The 18206-nt window shown below is 63.0% G+C and carries 18 protein-coding genes; 6 read left to right on the forward strand and 12 right to left on the reverse strand.

Going from position 1 to position 18206, the window contains the following annotated elements; translation table 11 throughout:
- Position 1 precedes the first annotated feature (1 nt).
- From ACSQ84_RS18995 to ACSQ84_RS19015, 5 genes are all read right to left on the reverse strand, one after another.
- Entirely contained in the window at positions 2-307 is a 306-nt protein-coding gene (locus ACSQ84_RS18995; protein WP_436213246.1) for a DUF5076 domain-containing protein, read from the reverse strand.
- 6 nt (positions 308-313) lie between these two features.
- Positions 314-1705: a pyruvate dehydrogenase complex E1 component subunit beta gene (locus ACSQ84_RS19000; RefSeq protein ID WP_436213247.1), complete on the reverse strand. Its 1392-nt coding sequence runs from the start codon at positions 1703-1705 to the stop codon at positions 314-316.
- A 55-nt stretch (positions 1706-1760) separates the two neighbouring features.
- Positions 1761-2819, reverse strand: coding sequence for a pyruvate dehydrogenase (acetyl-transferring) E1 component subunit alpha (gene pdhA, locus ACSQ84_RS19005; RefSeq protein ID WP_436213248.1), 1059 nt, complete (start codon positions 2817-2819; stop codon positions 1761-1763).
- A 331-nt stretch (positions 2820-3150) separates the two neighbouring features.
- Complete coding sequence (locus ACSQ84_RS19010) at positions 3151-3468, reverse strand: FtsB family cell division protein (RefSeq protein ID WP_436213249.1); 318 nt, start codon at positions 3466-3468, stop codon at positions 3151-3153.
- A 203-nt stretch (positions 3469-3671) separates the two neighbouring features.
- On the reverse strand, positions 3672-4223 hold the full coding sequence (locus ACSQ84_RS19015) for an NADPH-dependent FMN reductase (protein ID WP_436213250.1): 552 nt from the start codon (positions 4221-4223) through the stop codon (positions 3672-3674).
- A gap of 366 nt (positions 4224-4589) precedes the next feature.
- Between ACSQ84_RS19015 and ACSQ84_RS19020 the strand changes: the two genes are divergently transcribed.
- Positions 4590-5690, forward strand: coding sequence for a S1C family serine protease (locus tag ACSQ84_RS19020; protein ID WP_436213251.1), 1101 nt, complete (start codon positions 4590-4592; stop codon positions 5688-5690).
- Positions 5691-5836: 146 nt separating this feature from the next.
- On the opposite strand, the gene ACSQ84_RS19025 is transcribed toward ACSQ84_RS19020, so the two are convergent.
- Positions 5837-6973 (reverse strand): zinc-binding dehydrogenase, encoded by a 1137-nt coding sequence (locus ACSQ84_RS19025; protein WP_436213252.1) that lies wholly within the window; start codon positions 6971-6973, stop codon positions 5837-5839.
- Positions 6974-7299: 326 nt separating this feature from the next.
- Here ACSQ84_RS19025 and ACSQ84_RS19030 point away from each other — a divergent pair, with 326 nt between their 5' ends.
- Positions 7300-8715, forward strand: a complete 1416-nt coding sequence (locus tag ACSQ84_RS19030; protein ID WP_436213253.1) for a hypothetical protein — start codon at positions 7300-7302, stop codon at positions 8713-8715.
- Positions 8716-8909: 194 nt separating this feature from the next.
- Here ACSQ84_RS19030 and eno read toward each other — a convergent pair whose 3' ends face one another.
- Positions 8910-10193: a phosphopyruvate hydratase gene (eno, locus tag ACSQ84_RS19035; protein ID WP_436213254.1), complete on the reverse strand. Its 1284-nt coding sequence runs from the start codon at positions 10191-10193 to the stop codon at positions 8910-8912.
- Between the two features lie 177 nt (positions 10194-10370).
- On the opposite strand from eno, the gene ACSQ84_RS19040 reads away from it, so the two are divergent.
- The 4 genes from ACSQ84_RS19040 to ACSQ84_RS19055 are packed head-to-tail and all read left to right on the forward strand — an operon-like array spanning position 10371 to position 13243.
- Positions 10371-11363 (forward strand): Vgb family protein, encoded by a 993-nt coding sequence (locus ACSQ84_RS19040; protein ID WP_436213255.1) that lies wholly within the window; start codon positions 10371-10373, stop codon positions 11361-11363.
- An 11-nt stretch (positions 11364-11374) separates the two neighbouring features.
- Positions 11375-11734 carry a c-type cytochrome gene (locus ACSQ84_RS19045; protein WP_436213256.1) on the forward strand — a complete coding sequence of 120 codons (360 nt, stop codon included), beginning with the start codon at positions 11375-11377 and terminating at the stop codon, positions 11732-11734.
- A gap of 56 nt (positions 11735-11790) precedes the next feature.
- Positions 11791-12243: a preQ(1) synthase gene (queF, locus tag ACSQ84_RS19050; protein ID WP_436213257.1), complete on the forward strand. Its 453-nt coding sequence runs from the start codon at positions 11791-11793 to the stop codon at positions 12241-12243.
- 31 nt (positions 12244-12274) lie between these two features.
- Positions 12275-13243 carry a hypothetical protein gene (locus ACSQ84_RS19055; protein WP_436213258.1) on the forward strand — a complete coding sequence of 323 codons (969 nt, stop codon included), beginning with the start codon at positions 12275-12277 and terminating at the stop codon, positions 13241-13243.
- 11 nt (positions 13244-13254) lie between these two features.
- Here the strand turns inward: ACSQ84_RS19055 and glsA are convergent, their stop codons facing one another.
- From glsA to ACSQ84_RS19080, 5 genes are all read right to left on the reverse strand, one after another.
- Entirely contained in the window at positions 13255-15129 is a 1875-nt protein-coding gene (glsA, locus tag ACSQ84_RS19060) for a glutaminase A (protein ID WP_436213259.1), read from the reverse strand.
- 146 nt (positions 15130-15275) lie between these two features.
- Positions 15276-16469: an MFS transporter gene (locus ACSQ84_RS19065; RefSeq protein ID WP_436213260.1), complete on the reverse strand. Its 1194-nt coding sequence runs from the start codon at positions 16467-16469 to the stop codon at positions 15276-15278.
- Positions 16470-16482: 13 nt separating this feature from the next.
- Complete coding sequence (kdsA, locus tag ACSQ84_RS19070) at positions 16483-17337, reverse strand: 3-deoxy-8-phosphooctulonate synthase (protein ID WP_436213261.1); 855 nt, start codon at positions 17335-17337, stop codon at positions 16483-16485.
- A gap of 90 nt (positions 17338-17427) precedes the next feature.
- Positions 17428-17754 (reverse strand): NIPSNAP family protein, encoded by a 327-nt coding sequence (locus ACSQ84_RS19075; protein WP_212269645.1) that lies wholly within the window; start codon positions 17752-17754, stop codon positions 17428-17430.
- 108 nt (positions 17755-17862) lie between these two features.
- Positions 17863-18177 (reverse strand): NIPSNAP family protein, encoded by a 315-nt coding sequence (locus tag ACSQ84_RS19080; RefSeq protein WP_436213262.1) that lies wholly within the window; start codon positions 18175-18177, stop codon positions 17863-17865.
- Positions 18178-18206: the final 29 nt, after the last annotated feature.

Here is an 18206-nt window from a genome sequence, read left to right on the forward strand (position 1 = left end):
GTCAGTGACCCTGTTGCGACCGAACCGTGGTGCTACCCACGTCGGTCGGCCGATTGATTTCGGCTTCGAACATCTCGACGATACGCGCCAGCGCTTCGTCCTCGGTGTAGCCGCTCTCGCGCGCATAGGCCCTTGCCGCATGACGCGCGATGTCGACCAGCAACAGGCCCCACATGTCCGGCTCCTCGAAGGCGCGCTGGAACGCGATCGAGAGCCCGCCATCGACCACGAACGCGCGCAGCACCTCGATGGCGTCGTCGCGGGCGACGACGTCAGGCGGCAGTGGCTGTTCCTTGGGACCGGCCATGAAAGCTTACCGGTATGAGACGGCTTTGGCGGCCTGCACCACCTCGGCCACCGTGGGCAATGCGAGCTTTTCCAAATTCGCCGCATAGGGCATCGGCACATCCTTGCCCGACACCCGCGCCACCGGCGCATCGAGGTAGTCGAAGGCCTGCTCCATGATGCGGGCGGCGATCTCGGCGCCGACGCCGCTCTGCTGCCAGCCCTCCTCCACCGTGACCGCGCGGCCGGTCTTCTTGACGGATGCAATGATGGTTTCGGTGTCCATCGGGCGCAGCGTGCGCAAGTCGATCACCTCGGCCTCGATGCCTTCCTTTGCCAACTCATCGGCGGCTTTCAGTGCGTAGCTCATGCCGTTCGACCACGAGATCAGCGTGACGTGGCCGCCGGAGCGGACGATGCGCGCCTTGCCGATCGGGATCACGTAGTCGTCGAGTTTTGGGACCTCGCCGGTGTGGCCGTACAGCATCTCGTTTTCGAGGAAGATCACCGGGTTGGGATCGCGGATCGCGGCCTTGAGAAGTCCCTTGTAATCCGCGGCCGAGAACGGCGCGACCACTTTCAGGCCCGGAATCTGCGAGTACCAGGCCGAGTAATCCTGGCTATGCTGGGCGGCGACGCGCGAAGCCGCGCCATTCGGGCCACGGAACACGATCGAGCAGCCCATCTGGCCGCCGGACATGTACAGCGTCTTGGCCGCCGAGTTGATGATCTGGTCGATCGCCTGCATCGCGAAATTGAAGGTCATGAACTCGACGATCGGCTTCAGGCCGGACATCGCAGCACCAACGCCGACGCCGGCAAAGCCATGCTCGGTGATCGGCGTATCGATCACGCGCCGCGCGCCGAACTCCTGCAGCAGGCCCTGTGTCACCTTGTAGGCGCCCTGATACTCGGCGACTTCTTCGCCCATGACGAACACGTCGGGGTCGCGCCGCATCTCTTCGGCCATGGCGTCGCGCAGCGCTTCGCGGATGGTCTGGGTGATCATCTCGGTACCGGCAGGCACTTCCGGATCGGGCTCGGTAACGGCGGTTGGGGCCGACGTCGCGGACTTTGCCTGGGGCGCCTCCGCTTTGGCTTCGGCAGGCGGCGCGGGCTCCGCGGCCTTTTCCTGCTTCGCGGGCGCTGCCGCCTTGCCGAGATCGGCGGCGCTTTCGCCGTCGGAAAGGATGGTCGCGATCGGCGTGTTGACCGCAACGTCGTTGGTGCCTTCCGGAATCAATATCTTGCCGAGCGTGCCCTCATCGGTCGCTTCGACTTCCATCGTCGCCTTGTCGGTTTCGATCTCGGCGATGACATCGCCCGACTTGATCGTCTCGCCTTCCTTCTTCAGCCATTTCGCGAGGTTGCCCTTCTCCATCGTCGGCGAAAGCGCAGGCATCAGCACTTGAATGGGCATATCAGCTCCCGAAATCACTCTTTAATTTGTTCTGCGCTACGTCGTGGAACGCGTATCAACGATAGATATCGGTCCAGAGCTCAGCCGCATCCGGCTCGGGATCGTGCTGGGCAAAGTCCGCCGACTCATTGACGATCTCGCGCACCTCGGCGTCGATGGCCTTCAATTCCTGCTCGCTGACCTTGGCCGCCAGCAAGCGATTGCGCACCTGCTCGATCGGATCCTGGTCGTGGCGGACCTTGTCGACCTCTTCGCGGGTCCGGTACTTCGCCGGGTCCGACATCGAGTGGCCGCGGTAGCGGTAGGTCTGCATTTCCAGAATGAACGGACCTTTGCCGGCGCGGCAATGTGCCACCGCCTTGTCGCCGGCGGCCTTCACCGCACGCACGTCCATGCCGTCGACCTGCTCGCCCGGGATGTTGAAGGAAATGCCGCGCTTGGAGAAATCGGTCTGGGAGGAAGAACGCGTCACCGAGGTGCCCATGGCATAGCGGTTGTTCTCGATGATGTAGATCACCGGCAGCTTCCACAGCTGCGCCATGTTGAAGCTCTCGTAGACCTGGCCCTGGTTGGAGGCGCCGTCGCCGAAGTAGGCCAGGCTGACGAAATCATTGCCGCGGTAGCGGTTGGCAAATGCCAGCCCGGTGCCGAGCGAAACCTGGGCGCCGACGATGCCGTGGCCGCCGTAGAAATTCTGCTCCTTGCTGAACATGTGCATGGAGCCGCCCTTGCCCTTGGAATAGCCGCCCTGGCGTCCGGTCAATTCGGCCATCACGCCCTTGGCTTCCATCCCGCAGGCCAGCATATGCCCGTGGTCACGGTATCCGGTTATGACCTGATCGCCCTGTTTCAGGGCCATCTGCATCCCGACCACGATGGCTTCCTGCCCGATATACAGATGGCAGAAACCGCCGATCGCGCCCATGCCGTAGAGCTGGCCGGCCTTTTCCTCGAAGCGGCGGATCAGCAGCATATCCCGAAGGGCTGCCAGTTCCTGCGCCTTGGTGAACTCCGGCGGGGTGCCGAAGCCCGTTACGCTTGCTCTTTCCTGCCCATTTTCCTGCCCTGATTCCTTTGCGACGCTTTTCTCAACGGTCTTTTTGGGTGCGGCCATGGCAATTCCGGATGGGAGAGAAGATCAGCCCTCTCTAACCCAACTCAAACCGGCGTGGAAGGATTGCGTGGGCTGGAGAAAATATTGCTATGCCGCAGTGCACCGCGGCGCGACATTTTCGTAACCGATATCGCGAGATTTTGAAATTTGCGGAGTCTATCCGTCATCCCCGCGCAACGGCTCGGCCATTATCGCTGGAGGCGCGACCGCAGCGAGCCTCGAAGGATGCCTGTGCTCGGCGCAATTGCGCCGCCGAGCGCACCTACGGGTGAACGCAATTGCGTTCATCCCGGGGACGATGGCGGCGTTCGTACGGCAAACAGCTCGAAACTCAGTTCGGCTTGATGACCTTGATCAGGTCGCGGGGATTGGCGTAGTCGAGCTGGAAGCGCGCGCGCTCGTCCAGCATGTCTGGATCGACCCGGTCGGAGCGGAGCAACGACACGCGCTGCTCGCCCTGGGCCCGTTCCCGCTTCAGCCGCGCCAATTCGGACGTCAGCGCGATGATCTCCTGATCGAGTTCCTGCCGCGCGTTCAAGCCATACTTGCCGGTATAGGCGTTGACGCCGAAATAGCCGACCATCAGCGCTGCCATCGTGTAGAGGGCGAGCCCGGTCAGGATCGATTTCAGTCGGGTGCGGGAGACCATGTCGCCAAGATGCGACGGTCAGGTTAATGGAATCCTAAGATGGCGGACGCAGGGCACAGTGGCGCCCCCGTCATTGCGAGCCACCGGGTCGCGCGAATGCGCGCGCCCGATGACAGGCTCCGCGAGGCAATCCATGGCGCGGCATAACGGATAGATGGATTGCTTCGTCGCTTTCGCTCCTCGCAATGACGGTGAGAAACAGCCTACCGGTTCTGCTGTTCGATAAAGGCCGCAAACGCATCGATGTATTGCTGCAGCGTCTTTTGCAGCGTTTCCTTGGTGAGCGCGCCCTTGTCGTCGAACGCGTCGCCGACGCCGTTCAGGTAGATCTCGGGCTGGCCCAGAATCGGACCGGTGATGCCCGGCATGATGTTCTGCAGATGCTTGGCCGCGCTGACGCCGCCGAGCGCGCCCGGGGAATTGCTGACAATGCCGATCGGCTTGCCGAGGAACGAGCTCTTGCCATAGGGGCGCGAGCCGACGTCGATGGCGTTCTTCAGCACGCCCGGGATCGAGCGGTTATATTCCGGCGTCACGAACAGCACGCCGTTCGACTTCTGCAGCTTGTCGCGGAACGCCAGCCAGTCGGCCGGAGGGGCGGCTTCCAGATCCTGGTTGAAGAAGGAAATCCCCTCCAGCGTCGTAACGTCGAGCTTCAGCGAGGCCGGCGCCAGTTTGGCCAGGGCATTGGCGATCTTGAGAGAAAAGCTCTCTTTGCGGAGCGAACCGACGATGGTGACGATAGTGTGAGCCATTGGAATTCCCTGTTGAAGCAAAAGCGCCTGCCCTCACTTACGCCAGATGGGCAGATGGATGCAAGTGCATGAAATAGGCGATTTTGGAAACGCAGCGATTGCATAGGGGCCTGTCGCCAAGAGCAAAATCAGGCCGCCACCTCCGCGCTGGAAATCCAAAAACCGATTGGCCAGAAGGCGTTCGTCATTAGAACTAAATGCAATGGTTGAGACTCAAGAAAATTTGCTTGAACAACGGCTGAGGAACATCCACCGGGCAGCACATCTCGTGGATCGACAAACCGGCGCGGAGGAACCAACAGGGCCGACGCGCCTTTAGTGAATCGAAACTCAGCGGGCTGGCCTCGTCGGCTTCGGAGTGAACCCATGAGCATGCGTTTTTTCCAGGTGGCTATCGTCGTCCTGATCGTGCTGCTCGCCGCTCTGGTCGGGCAGCCCTACCTCGACCGGCTGCTATTTTCGGCTACGACCCCGCGGCCGGTCGCGGCAAGAAGCGACCTGGCGGAATCCGAGCGCGCGACCATCAGCCTGTTCGAACGGGTATCGCCCTCGGTGGTTCAAGTCGTCGGCGCCGCACCCGGCGCCCGTTCAATGGAGATCGAGAACGAAGGCGGGCGCGAGCAAAGCGGCACCGGCTTCGTCTGGGATGGCGCCGGTCATGTGGTGACGAACAATCACGTGGTTGCCGGCACCAGGGATGTCGCGATCCGCTTTGCTAGCGGCGAAGTCGTCGGCGCCACGATCGTGGGTACGGCGCCGAATTACGATCTTGCGGTCGTCAGGCTGCGGAGCACCCGCAACCTGCCCAGTCCGATCGCGGTCGGCAGTTCGGCGGACTTGAAGGTGGGCCAGACCGCCTTCGCCATCGGCAACCCGTTCGGCCTTGACCAGTCGCTGACCACGGGCGTGATCAGCGCATTGAAGCGGCGGCTGCCGACCAGCGCCGGGCGGGAAATCGGCAACATGATCCAGACCGACGCCGCGGTTAATCCCGGCAATTCCGGCGGCCCGCTGCTGGATTCCGCGGGACGCCTGATCGGCGTCACCACAGCCATCATTTCTCCGTCCGGTTCTAACGCCGGCATCGGATTCGCCATTCCGGTGGATACCGTGAACCGGGTCGTGCCCGAACTGATCCAGAAGGGGCGCGTTCCAACTCCGGGCATCGGAATCGTTGCCGCCAACGAGGCCGTCGCAACCCGGCTCGGCATTGAAGGCGTGGTGGTGGTGCGCGCAATGCCGGGTTCGCCCGCCGCAACCGCCGGATTGCGGGGCATCGATCAAGTCGCCGGTGAACTGGGCGACATCATCACCAGCGCCAACGGAAAGCCTACCAGGCGGCTGTCCGATTTGATCGAACAGCTCGAGGCCGTGGGCGTCGGGCGGGAAATCGAACTTTCGGTCAAGCGCGCCGATCGGTCGACGACCGTTCGGGTCAAACTGGAGGACGTCGGCCGTTCGGGCTGACGCCAATGAGCCGCCCACAGGCGGCCCGCCCCTGCGATTTTCCTTCATCGCAGCGCATCGCTTCGGGCGAGCCGAACGCAACAGACGATTCACGCCGAATGTAGCTTCGGCGTGATACGTCGAATCTAGCCTCCCTGCCCGCGCCGTCAGTCCTTGTTCGGGTTGATCAGGAATTTCTCGCCGGTGGAGCGCTTGTTGTAGACATCGATGTTGGAAAGATCGAGCGCCTCCTGCAGCGAGACCACTTTGGTGTAGTGGCTGGCAAAGGTGGTCTTGAGCTCGGAGGCGACGCGCTGGCGCAACTTGCCGATTTCGGCAGGGCCGATCTTTTGCAGGAAGGGCGTGAGCAGCCAGCCGCCGACGCCCCAGCTGAGGCCAAAGGAACGGCTCAATTCGGTCGGGCGGGTGTCGAGACCGCCATAGATGTACACCTGCTTGTACACGTTGGAGCCGTAGCGGCTGTATTCCTTGGCGGTCTTGTTGGCCGCGGCCTCCATGCAGGTCAGGATTTGGCCGGCCAACTTGCCGCCGCCGATGGCATCGAACGCGATGGTGGCGCCGGTCTCCACCAGCGCGCTGGTGAGATCGTCCATGAAACTGTCCGCGGTGGAATCGACGACGTATTTGGCGCCGATCTTGTGCAGGATGTCGGCTTGCTCCTTGCTGCGCACGATGTTGACGAGCGCGATGCCGTCCTTGATGCAGACCTTGTTGAGCATCTGGCCGAGGTTCGATGCGGCGGCCGTATGCACCAGCGCCTTGTGATTTTCCCGCCGCATGGTTTCGGTCATGCCGAGCGCGGTGAGCGGATTGACGAACCAGGAGGCGCCGTCGGCCGCCGTGGTGCCGGCCGGCAGCTCCATCACGTCCCTCACCTTCATGGTGCGGTATTGGCTATACATCGCGCCGCCGATCATCGAGACCGTCTTGCCCATCAGCGCCTTGGCGGCATCCGATGATCCGCTCCGGATCACGGTGCCGGCGCCCTCGTTGCCGACGGGGAGCGATTGGTCGAGCCGCCCCGCCGCCATCCGCATCACGGCCTCCGGCATTTTCGCGGTCACGACAGGTTGGTCCTTGGTGCCCGAGACCTTGGCTGTCGACATGTCGGCGGGGCCGATCAGGAGCGCGAGGTCGGACGGATTGATCGGCGTGGCCTCGACGCGCACCACGACTTCATCCTCGGCCGGTTCTGGTGTCGGGACGTTGGCCAGCGAGAGTTCGAGTTCGCCGCTCTTCTTGAGCAGTGAACGCAGTTGCAGCCCGGTCTTGCCGTCACTCATAGGTACTTCTCCCTGCCGGCGGTTCGTGCAACCAGCTGCCGATCCGCGCTTTGCTCGACCTGAACCATTGGCGATATGCTCGCCATCGGCAATGATGTCCAGCCGCCTCAACGGTCTCAGTCAAGGCCCGACTCCCGGCGATCCGCGTCGAGCTGCCCGTCCAACCCGGCTCCAGCGGTGCGTTGCACGCGGGCAACGGTTCCCAAAATCGTTCAAAAATCTGTACTTTTCGCCTTTTCCCGTCCACATTTGGCGCCGAAACATCGAAGGCGTCGGATACTTGGCTGTGCAACCTGGCTCGATCGGGGCCTCTGGAGGCAGGGATCTTGAACCCGCGGCGATCAGCAACGCTGGCAATTGCGTTTTATCCGGCCGCCATTATCGCGGGCTGGGCTTTCGTCAGCCTCACCTGCACGGCCTCGCCCCGGATCGAGAAATCGGCCGTGGTGCATGCCGTGGATCGCCTCGCGCCGTCGCTGACCGCCAGCATCGACGTGGCGGCCAGGCCGCAAACTAGTCCGCCGCAACCACAAGCGAATGTGCCGCAAGCACAAACCAGCGCGCAGCAAGCAACTGCACTGAACCAAGCAACTGCACTGAACTATGTCGCGCCCGATACGCCCGAAGTGGCGGCCGCGGCCGAACTGGTGACGAAGTTCGTGACCGATATCAAGCCCGCTACCGATATGCAGCCCGCTACCGATACGCGGCCCGGCGCCGAACCGGCAGCGGCCGAGCCGGAACCAAAGCCGGTCGTCGTCGCCGCGCTGGGTGATCCGGCGCAAATCCTGCCATCGGAAACGCCGTCCGTGCAGGCGGCCGCGGCAGGCACGGCTGATCCGCAACCTCAAGACACGCGGCCTCAAGCCGCCCTGCCGCAAGACGCGTTGCCTCACGACATGCTGCCTCAAGACATTGTGCCTCAAGTCACCCTGCCTCGGGACATCCGGATCGCTCCAAGCCGCATCGAGATTGTCGGCGAGTGCCTGGTGGCAGAGCCCTGCATCGACCAATATTTGTTTGCGCTCTATCAGCGGACGCCCAAGGAAGACACCATCAAGGAGATCGAGAAGCGGCAGGTCATGGTCAAGCGCAAAGGCAAAATGGTGACGGTCACCAGAAGCTTTACCAAGCTCGTCGAGAACGATTTCACCTGGAAGGATCCGAAGGCGGCGGAACGCACCGGCATGTCGATGAGCGATTATGTGATCGGCGGCATGGACAAGAGCTTCAAATTCAAACTGTTTTATATGCTGCAGGCGGCGGAGAACGCCGGACTGCAGCCGGGCATCACCAGCGCCTTCCGCGACGACTACCGCCAATCGATCGCAAGCGGCCTCAAAGCGGCAGCCAACCGGTCGTATCACGGCGGCAGTCTGCGCGGCGGCTACGGCCGCGGGTTGGCTGCCGATATCGTGAGCGTCAACGGCGTCAACCGCGCGCAGCGATGGGCGTCGACCGAAGTGCTCTGGAAATGGGTCGATGCCAATGGAAAGCAGTTCGGAATCGGCCGGCCCTATCTCGCCTTCGATCCACCGCATGTCGGCCCGATCGACGGCCCGGAATATGCTTCCCGCCGCGGCGGGACGAGGACCGCCAGCACCGAGGCGAAGAAGCGCCAAAAGCAGATCGCGCAGGCCAAGCCCAAGACGACGAAGCCCAGCACAGCGAAGCCCCAGGTTGCCGCGAGATCGCCGAGCGGCAAACCCAAACCATCCGGCCGGCTTGCGGCAGCGCGGTAGCGCGTGATGAATTACAGTTGATTCGGCGCACACGTCATCCTGAGGTGCGAGCCCAGCGGTGCACTTGCACCGCTGGGTGAGCCTCGAAGGATGGGACACGGGCCGTACTCATCCTTCGAGGCGCGCAAGAGCGCGCACCTCAGGATGACGGAGAAAGTACGAGTTCAGCCGTTCCGCCCATCAACGCGCTGGTCTTACGCTAGCGCCTTCAGTGCCGCCCGCCCCGCATATTTCGCCTGCGCGCCCAATTGCTGTTCGATACGGAGCAGCTGGTTGTACTTGGCGGTGCGGTCGGAGCGCGCCAATGATCCGGTTTTGATCTGGCCGCAATTGGTGGCGACCGCGAGATCGGCGATAGTGGAATCCTCGGTCTCGCCCGAGCGGTGCGACATCACCGAGGTGTAGCCATATTTGTGCGCCAGTTCGACCGCGGACAGCGTCTCGGTCAGCGTGCCGATCTGGTTGACCTTGATCAGGATCGAGTTGGCGCGGCCGTTCTTGATGCCGTCGGCAAGCCGCGTGACGTTGGTGACGAATAGATCGTCGCCGACCAGCTGGCACTTCTTGCCGACGAGATCGGTCAGTTCCTTCCAGCCGTCCATGTCGTCTTCCGACATGCCGTCCTCGATCGTGACGATCGGATAGCGCGCGACGAGATCGGCGAGATACTTTGCCTGCTCGGAGCGCGAGCGGGTCTTGTTCTCGCCGCCATAGACATAATTGCCGTCCTTGAAGAACTCGGTCGCGGCGCAATCGAGGCCCAGCATCACGTCGCTGCCGGCGCTGTAGCCGGCCTTGCCGATCGCGCTGACGACGAATTCAAGCGCTGCGTCCGCCGACGGGAGGTTCGGCGCAAAACCGCCCTCGTCGCCGACATTGGTGTTGTGGCCGGCCTTCTTCAGTTCGCCCTTCAGCGTGTGGAAGATTTCCGCGCCGCAACGCAGCGCCTCGGCAAAACTCGCTGCCCCGACCGGCAGGATCATGAATTCCTGGAAGTCGATCGGGTTGTCGGCATGCACGCCGCCATTGATGATGTTCATCATCGGCACCGGCAAGGTGCGCGCCGAGGTGCCGCCGACATAGCGATAGAGCGGCATGTCGAAGGATTCCGCGGCCGCCTTGGCGCAGGCCAGCGAAACGCCGAGGATGGCGTTGGCCCCTAACCGGTTCTTGTTAGGCGTACCGTCGAGATCGATCATGATCTGGTCGATCTGGACTTGTTCCTCGACCGCACGGTCGGCGAGCGCTTCGAAGATTTCGCCGTTGATGGCCTCGACCGCCTTCTGCACGCCCTTGCCGAGATAGCGCTTCTTGTCGCCGTCCCGCAGTTCCACTGCCTCATGGGCGCCGGTGGACGCGCCCGAGGGTACCGCGGCGCGGCCGATCGAGCCGTCTTCCAGCACCACATCGACTTCAACGGTGGGATTGCCACGGCTATCGAGGATTTCGCGGCCGATGATGTCAACGATGGCGGTCATGTCGTGCACTTTCCTGCATGGTTCCGGGCTGGATTTGGGCGCGTCTTACACGGCGCGCAAGCAAATGTGAACGCTTAGTCTCGCGGCTTCGACTGACGGGCCAATGTGGTAAGACTATGCTGATCCAGCGTTGATCTTCGCGTCCAAACCTTCTCGTTCAAGAACCGGGGTAACGCAATGAATCGCCGCCAGTTTCTCAAGACTTCCGCTGCCGGAATTTTAGCCACGCCCGCCATTGCGCGGCTTGCCGGCGCCGAGGAAAGCCCGTTCCGGGTCAAATATTATCCGGTCGCGGCAGGCATGGGCTCGCGCGACGTCACGCCGGCGCCCGACGGCACAATGTGGTTCTGCGGCCAACGCAACGGCACGCTGGGCCGGCTCGATCCGCGCGACGGCTCGTATAAACTGATCGATCTCGGCAAGGGCGCGGCCCCGCACGGCGTCATCGTCGGCCCCGACGGCGCGCCCTGGGTGACCGAGGGCGGACAGAACGCGATCGCCCGCGTCGACCCTCAAGACCACAAGGTGACGCTGTTCCGCCTGCCCGAAAAGGAAGGCTACGCCAACCTCAACACCGCGGTGTTCGACAAAAACGGCATCTATTGGTTCACCGGCCAGTCCGGCATCTATGGCCGGCTGGACCCGAAATCGGGCGACATGACCGTGTTCAAGTCGCCGCGCGGCCGCGGCACCTACGGCATGACGATCACGCCGAAGGGCGACATCTGGTACGCGTCGCTCGCCGGCAATCACATCGCCAGAATCGATCTCGCAACCGGCAACGCAGCGATCGTCGACCCGCCGACGCCCAATCAGGGCGCGCGCCGGGTATGGTCGGATTCAAAGGGGCGGATCTGGGTCAGCGAATGGAACAGCGGCAACGTGTCGATGCACGATCCGTCCGACGGCTCCTGGAAGGCCTGGAAGCTGCCCGGAGACAACCCGCGCGCCTATGCAGTCTACGTCGACGACAAGGACAAGGTCTGGGTCACGGACTTTTCGGCCAATGCGATCGTGCGGTTCGATCCCGTGACCGGGAAATTCAATTCATTCCCGAGCGACAAGGCCGGCGCGAATGTGCGGCAGCTCGACGGGAAACCTGGAGAGACCTGGGGCGGCGAGTCCGGCAACAACCGCCTGGTCATGATTCAGACGGTCGCGCCTGCGTGAAATGGTTCGCGTTGCTGTCGCTGCTGCCGATGCTGGCTTCTGCTCCCGCTTCGGCTGAGGAAGACGGTGCACGGCTGTTCGCGCCCTGCCGCGCCTGCCACAGCCTCGATCCCACTGAGCGCGGCCTGCCCGGCCCCAACCTTGCCGGCGTCGTTGGACGTGTGGTCGCGGGAGACGCGGCCTTTGACTACTCGCCAGTGCTGCGTAAGGCGCGCGACGATGGTTTGCGCTGGGACGTGCTGCGTCTGGAAAGCTTCCTCGCCGATCCCGCCGAGATGTTTCCGGGCCTGTGGATGTCGATGCGCGGCATCGAGGATGCGGCTGAGCGAAAGGCGCTGGCGCGGTTTCTTGCAAACCCTTCGTCGCGCTGACGGTTGACGGCCAAGCCCGTTGCGTCCATGTCAGCGGTCGCAACAGGACGATCAATATGGCCAAAAAATCATTGCAGCTCGGCCGCGCCGTGGAATGGCCCGACAGTCCCGAAAAGGCGACGCTGGACCGAGTGCCCAATCCGCAAAACGACACCGATTATCTGGTGCGGTTCACGGCGCCCGAATTCACCTCGCTTTGTCCGGTGACGGGACAGCCGGATTTCGCCCATCTGATGATCGATTACGTGCCGGGCCAGTGGCTGCTGGAATCCAAATCACTAAAACTCTATGTCGCGAGTTTTCGCAATCACGGCGCCTTCCACGAGGATTGCACGGTCTCGATCGGCAAGCGGATCGCGGCAGAGATCAAGCCGAAATGGCTGCGCATCGGCGGCTACTGGTATCCACGCGGCGGCATCCCGATCGACGTGTTCTGGCAGACCGGCAGGCTGCCCAAGGGCGTATGGGTGCCCGACCAGGGCGTCGCGCCCTATCGCGGCCGGGGTTGAACCGAACGGCCGGTAACCCCGACCACCGCACATGCAAAAAGCCCTCGCCGCCCTCATCCGACTTGCCGCCGTGCCGTGCGTCGTCCTGCTGCTTTCGAATGCCTTGGCGGCACAGCCCTCGCCCGAGGACCGCTACATCGCGGCCCGCGACGCCGCGATCGCGAAAATCACCAAAATGTACGACGACAAGAAAGCCGACGAGGCCTTCAAGGCTGCGGAATCGATGCGCGCTGAACTTCTGGCGAAGCTCGCGCCGATCGTCGCCGAACCGGATCGCAAGGGATTTGGGCCGGCCAGACTCAATCTCGATGCCTTATCCGAGGGCGACATGGGCTTTGGCCTGCTCGACGGCGTGCGCTTCGACGCTCTTGTCGGCGAAAACGGCGCGACGGCGGGCGCCAACGGTGCCGACGGCCAATATGTCCAACCCAAATCCCACATCATCGTGACGACGCAGCCGCTGTTCGAGCGCTGGCTGCGCGCGCACAGGGATTGGTGGGGCAAGAAGCAAAAAAACGTACCGCAACAGATCGGCGCCGCGCTCAGGAATGAGAGCTTTTACACCCAGGCGATCTCGACCGATGCTGCGGTCGTGAACTTCAACGAATTGCCGATCGCAAAACCGGCCTCCGCCAGCTTCGCCTTTGCGATGCTGGGCGGGCGAACCCAGGATGCCGTTCCGGAGGCCGCGGACGAGGTATTCGTTGCAGCGCTGGCCGACGGCAAGCTTTATGTCGCCTATGGATCGATCAAGCCCAAGGTGCAAGTCCCGGCCTGCCTTGCGATCAAGGCCGATTACGACAAGAAGGCCGACAACGCCGCCGAGGATCTGCAGTCCAACCGTATCGGCCGGAAAGCCTTCGACAAGCTCGGCGATATCAGACAACAGGGCGAGGACGCCTACAAGAAATGCTTCACGGAGCGCGCGCCGCAGCAGCCATCGTTTGCGGAAGCAACCAGGCAGGCGCAGGCCTTGCTGGCGGAAGCGATGGGCAAATAACACCGTCCGGATCAGTACGCGCTGAGCAGATCGACCTTGGCGTTGGCGAGGATCAGCCGCCGTGCCAGCAGCGCCGACAGATTGCGCATGATCTTCATCGCGATCTGCGGGTGGAGCTGGCGGTAGTCGGCGAACGCATCGAGCGGCAGTTCGAGGCATTTGACCGGCGTGTCGGCCCAGACGTCGGCGCTGCGCTTGTTCTCGATGATCGCCATCTCGCCGAACTCCATGCCGGGTCCGAGCGAAGCCAGCCGCACGCCACTTGGCAGTTTCACGCTCACCATCCCGCTTTGCAGAAAGAACAGCGAGTTGGCGGGCTCGCCGACGCTGATGATGCGCTGACCGGCTTCATAGCGCCGCGTGGTCGACAATTCCGCAAGTGCGGCGATTTCATCGGCGGCAAGATCCGCCAGCAGCGCCTGCTCGCCGAGATGGATGGTCTCCTTTTGCGTGGTGAAGCCGCCGTAGCGGTAGATGATCTGGTCCTCGGCCCATTCGATCGCATCGTCGAGCAGCGCGAAGCGCCGCAGCCGTTGCGGCTCCGCGGCCCGTGCGCAAACCGCCGTCCACACCATCGACGTCGCCTCCAGACCCGTCATGATCGAGGTGACACCGGCATTGCCGAGGATGGTGAGATTCTCGCCCAGCAATTGCGCTCCCGCCGCGGTCAGGTCGGGCACGCGGCGAAAATCGAGGATCAATAACGGCGCGTTCGGCGGCTCGCCGGAAAGCCGCCGGGTCACGTAGTCGATCGCCGCGAAGTTCAGGGCGCCGACCAGTTCGATGACGCGGATGTCACTGTGACGTTCGTCGAGGATCTGCTGCTCCTGCGGCTGGCGGCTGCGGCGCGACGAGATGCCGTAAATGTCGTAGTCGGCGATGATGCAGGTGCGGACGTCGGCGCTGCGGTTGAGCATATGCAGGTCGAAGCGCGACGACAGCGCCTCGCAGACTTTCAGCCCGCGCACGCTGTTGCCGTGGCTGTCGAGGCACGGCGAAAACGTGCCGAGCCCGATCTGCGACGGAAGCGCGGCGACGATGCCGCCGCCGACGCCGCTCTTGGCCGGAATCCCGACGCGATAGATCCATTCGCCGGCATAGTCATACATGCCGGAACTCGTCATGACCGACAACGTGCGGGCGACGATGTTCGGCGTAATCACCTGAATGCCGGTCACGGGATTGACGCCGCGATTGGCCAGCGTTCCGGCCATGACGGCGAGATCGCGCGCGGTGACCAGGATGGCGCATTGCCGAAAATAGGTATCCAGGACCGCGTCGACGTCGTCCTGCAGCACCAGATAATTGCGCAGCAGCCAGGCGATCGCGCGGTTACGGTTGCCGGTCAATGCCTCCGAGGCGTGAACGGCATCGTCGACGTCAAGATCGCGGCCGGCAAACAGGCTGAGTTTTTCCCTGATACATTCGAACGCCGAGCCGCCTGCTGCCTGATGGATCAGTCCCGAGCAGGCGATCGCTCCGGCATTGACCATCGGATTGAACGGACGGTTGTCGTTGGTGAGCCTGATCGAATTGAAGGCCTCGCCGCTGGGCTCGACGCCGATCGCCGCGGAGACGCGCTCCTCCCCGACCAGATCGAGCGCCAGCGCAAACACGAACGCCTTGGAGACGGACTGGATGGTGAACGGCACGGCGCTGTCGCCGACCTCGTAGACGTGGCCATCGATGGTGACGAGGGCGACACCGAAATGCGCCGGATCGGCGCGCTTCAACTCCGGAATGTAATCGGCAACCGTGCCGGAATCGTCCGATTTGAATTCCTCGTAACAGCTGGTCAGGAAGCGCTGTAGCGGAGGCTGGGTGGCGTAACCGGTATTTCTGGTCGCGATTTTGGCCAGAGTCGGGCGAGAAACCTGAGCGTCCACGATGTCACCGTAAATACCAGAAATTCAAGCAATCCTTGTGCCATTGCGGTTACGGCTTGGGCCTTCGTGCCTGCCCACACGCATCAGGCGTGCGTCATGCTAATGCGAGGCGCCATTTCCTGCCAATTCGCAGGCGAACCAGACCCTTAGCTCGGCCGCGCATCCGCCGGCCGGGTCTGCCGCAGCAACCTCGCGCAGACAAATCCGAGCGCGATCATCACCGCCGCTGCGCTGAGCAAGGTCGGGACCTTGCCGGCATGCTGGATGCCGAAACCATAGGCGATCGGGCCGATGGTCTGGCCCATGAAGAAAAAGAACGCATGCAGCGACAATGCGGTCGCGCGCGCTTCCACCGACAACTCGCTGGCGAACACCTGTAAGCTGCCGTGGATCATGTAAAAACCCCAGCCCATGAAAATCAGGCTGAGCGTTTGCAGCTTCCACTCCGGTCCCATTGCGACGGCGATGAGTTGCACGCCGACCATGGCCGCGCCCGTCATCATCATGCCGTTGACGCCAATCCGCGGCAGGAAGCGCGACACCGTCATGGTGTAGAACAGGCCGCCGACCGCAAATCCCGCGATCACGATGCCTGCGATCGACAGCGAGGTTTCGCCGAGATCGAACAGGAACGCGGCGATGAAGGGAAACAGCCCGAGCACGCAGCAGCCTTCGATGAACACCGCAGAGTAGCAGATCCGCGCATTTGGATTCGCGAAAATCGTGCGATAGCCTTGCTTGAGCGCTGCCAGGCTGGTCCGCGGCGGACGCGTCAACGCCGCACCGCGAAAGGCGACGGCGACCACGACCGAGGCCACCACGACAATCAGGCCCAGAACGGCGAGCACGCCGCGCCAACCGAGAAAGTCTCCGATCAGGCCGGACACCGAAGCCCCGAGCAGATTGCCGGTCATGGCGCCGGCCAGCGTGCGCCCCATCGCGATCTGCCGTTTCTCCGGCCCGACGAGATCGCTGGTCAACCCCAGCGCGATCGGGAACACGCCGCCCGAGCCGATACCGGCCAGAATGCGGCTTGCAAACAGCAGCGGAAACGACGTCGCCACGGCGCCGAGAATGTTGGCGATGCCCAATAGCATCAGGCACACGATCATCAGGCGCGCCTTGCCGAAAATATCGGCGATCGCACCGAGCACGGGCTGGATGATGGCAAAGGCGAAGGCGAACACCGCGGCGAAACCGGCGGCCGTGGCGATGCTGATGGAAAATTCCTCGGCGACGTGCGGCAACACCGGATCGAGTGCGCGGGCGGACAGGCTTGCCGAAAAGGTCGCGAGCGTAATGATGTTGAGCGCCGGCGGCAGGCGGCTGGGTGCGGTCACCGTGATATCGGCCTCACTGGCGCGCTCCGCGCTTGGACAGCGCGTCGAACTCCATCAGATTCTGCACCAGCGCCTCGAACTCGCGCAGCGGCACCATGTTGGGTCCATCCGACGGCGCATGATCGGGATCGGGGTGGGTTTCGATGAAGACGCCGGCGACGCCAACCGCGACCGCGGCGCGTGCCAGCACCGGCACGAACTCGCGTTCGCCGCCCGATGACGCTCCCTTGCCTCCCGGCTGCTGCACCGAATGGGTGGCATCGAAAATCACTGGCGCGCCCGTCGTGCGCGCCAGGATCGGCAGCGCGCGCATGTCCGACACTAAGGTGTTGTAGCCAAACGACGCGCCGCGTTCGGTGACCAGCACGTTCGGATTGCCGCCCGACGTGACCTTGCCGACGACGTTGGCCATGTCCCAGGGTGCCAGAAACTGCCCCTTCTTGACGTTGACGATTTTGCCGGTCGCCGCCGCCGCGGCCAGGAGATCGGTCTGCCGGCACAGGAACGCCGGGATCTGCAGCACGTCGACCGCCTGCGCCACCTCGGCGCATTGCGAGGCCTCGTGCACATCGGTGAGTACGGGCAGCCCAAGCGCCGAACGTATCTCGGCGAAGATCGGCAACGCCTGCGCAAGCCCGATGCCGCGCGCGGCCGAGCCGCTGGTGCGGTTGGCCTTGTCGAACGAGGTCTTGTAGACGAGCCCGATTTTGAGGCGGCCCGCGATCTCTTTCAGCGCGGACGCCACCTCGAGCGCGTGGCTGCGGCTTTCGAGCTGGCATGGTCCGGCGATGATCGAAATCGGCAGGTTATTGCCGAATTTGACCGAACCGGCCGTCACAATGGAAGCTGCAGACAGATTCGAGCTCAAGGGATGTTCCTTTTCCAGCGCGGACCATGCCGGTCCGCGCTATCAGGATCAACCCGTTTTAAGCCGGGAATATCAGGGTTGCACGGCCGATCACTTCACCGACGAAAATGCCGTCGGCACCAGCAACTGGCTGACGATGTTGTCGATGATCTGGCCGTCCTCTTCGCTCTTGGCGCGGCCGGCGATCCAATCGGGATCGGACTGAAATGCCGTCCATTTCTTTTCACGGTCGGCGAGTGAATCCCAGGCGACGAAATAGGTCAGTTCCTGGTTGGAGGTCCCGATCAGCGTGGTGAAGAAGCCGGCCTGCTTGATGCCGTGCTTGTCCCATAATTTCAGTGTCAGCGTATCGAAGCGCTTCATCAGCGCCGGCAGACGGCCCGGCAGACAGCGGTAGACACGCATTTCCATGATCATCGGCTTCACTCCCCTGATTATTGCTCTTGCAGGTAACGGAAGCGGTTTGTCGCAACAATTGGCGCATTCGTCAAAGGCGGCCGACGCAAGCCAGCCAAGCCGGCCCTTCTAGGCAGCTTCCGGAAGCAGCGGCCGGTAAAACGACCGTTCGTAGCGGTTGAAGCAGCGCGTCTTTTTTGCGAACGCCATCGCCTTCGCAACTTCAGGATCGGTCGCGGCGTCCTTGCGGTACTGCTCGTAGGCGGCAAGGCTCGGAAAGCTGAACAACGCGAGGGCGACGTCGCTGGCTCCCTCCGACGGCAGGAAGTAGCCGTGATGAATGCCGCCGAACCGCGGCAGCAACTCAAGCCACATCGTGCAGTAGGTTTCGAAGTCGGCGAGCTTTTCCGGATCGACCTCGTAACGCAGATGGCAAGTAATCATCCGGCGGTGCTCCGGCGCAAAAAATTGAA

The sequence above is a fragment of the Bradyrhizobium sp. LjRoot220 genome (assembly GCF_964252915.1).
Taxonomy (GTDB): Bacteria; Pseudomonadota; Alphaproteobacteria; order Rhizobiales; family Xanthobacteraceae; genus Bradyrhizobium.

What these genes read in the sequence shown, in the direction of transcription:
- ACSQ84_RS18995 (WP_436213246.1), bottom strand. Translation starts at nt 307, where the DNA reads ATGGCCGGTCCCAAGGAACAGCCACTGCCGCCTGACGTCGTCGCCCGC.
- ACSQ84_RS19000 (WP_436213247.1), bottom strand. Translation starts at nt 1,705, where the DNA reads ATGCCCATTCAAGTGCTGATGCCTGCGCTTTCGCCGACGATGGAGAAG.
- pdhA (WP_436213248.1), bottom strand. Translation starts at nt 2,819, where the DNA reads ATGGCCGCACCCAAAAAGACCGTTGAGAAAAGCGTCGCAAAGGAATCA.
- ACSQ84_RS19010 (WP_436213249.1), bottom strand. Translation starts at nt 3,468, where the DNA reads ATGGTCTCCCGCACCCGACTGAAATCGATCCTGACCGGGCTCGCCCTC.
- ACSQ84_RS19015 (WP_436213250.1), bottom strand. Translation starts at nt 4,223, where the DNA reads ATGGCTCACACTATCGTCACCATCGTCGGTTCGCTCCGCAAAGAGAGC.
- ACSQ84_RS19020 (WP_436213251.1), top strand. Translation starts at nt 4,590, where the DNA reads ATGAGCATGCGTTTTTTCCAGGTGGCTATCGTCGTCCTGATCGTGCTG.
- ACSQ84_RS19025 (WP_436213252.1), bottom strand. Translation starts at nt 6,973, where the DNA reads ATGAGTGACGGCAAGACCGGGCTGCAACTGCGTTCACTGCTCAAGAAG.
- eno (WP_436213254.1), bottom strand. Translation starts at nt 10,193, where the DNA reads ATGACCGCCATCGTTGACATCATCGGCCGCGAAATCCTCGATAGCCGT.
- ACSQ84_RS19040 (WP_436213255.1), top strand. Translation starts at nt 10,371, where the DNA reads ATGAATCGCCGCCAGTTTCTCAAGACTTCCGCTGCCGGAATTTTAGCC.
- queF (WP_436213257.1), top strand. Translation starts at nt 11,791, where the DNA reads ATGGCCAAAAAATCATTGCAGCTCGGCCGCGCCGTGGAATGGCCCGAC.
- ACSQ84_RS19055 (WP_436213258.1), top strand. Translation starts at nt 12,275, where the DNA reads ATGCAAAAAGCCCTCGCCGCCCTCATCCGACTTGCCGCCGTGCCGTGC.
- ACSQ84_RS19075 (WP_212269645.1), bottom strand. Translation starts at nt 17,754, where the DNA reads ATGATCATGGAAATGCGTGTCTACCGCTGTCTGCCGGGCCGTCTGCCG.
- ACSQ84_RS19080 (WP_436213262.1), bottom strand. Translation starts at nt 18,177, where the DNA reads ATGATTACTTGCCATCTGCGTTACGAGGTCGATCCGGAAAAGCTCGCC.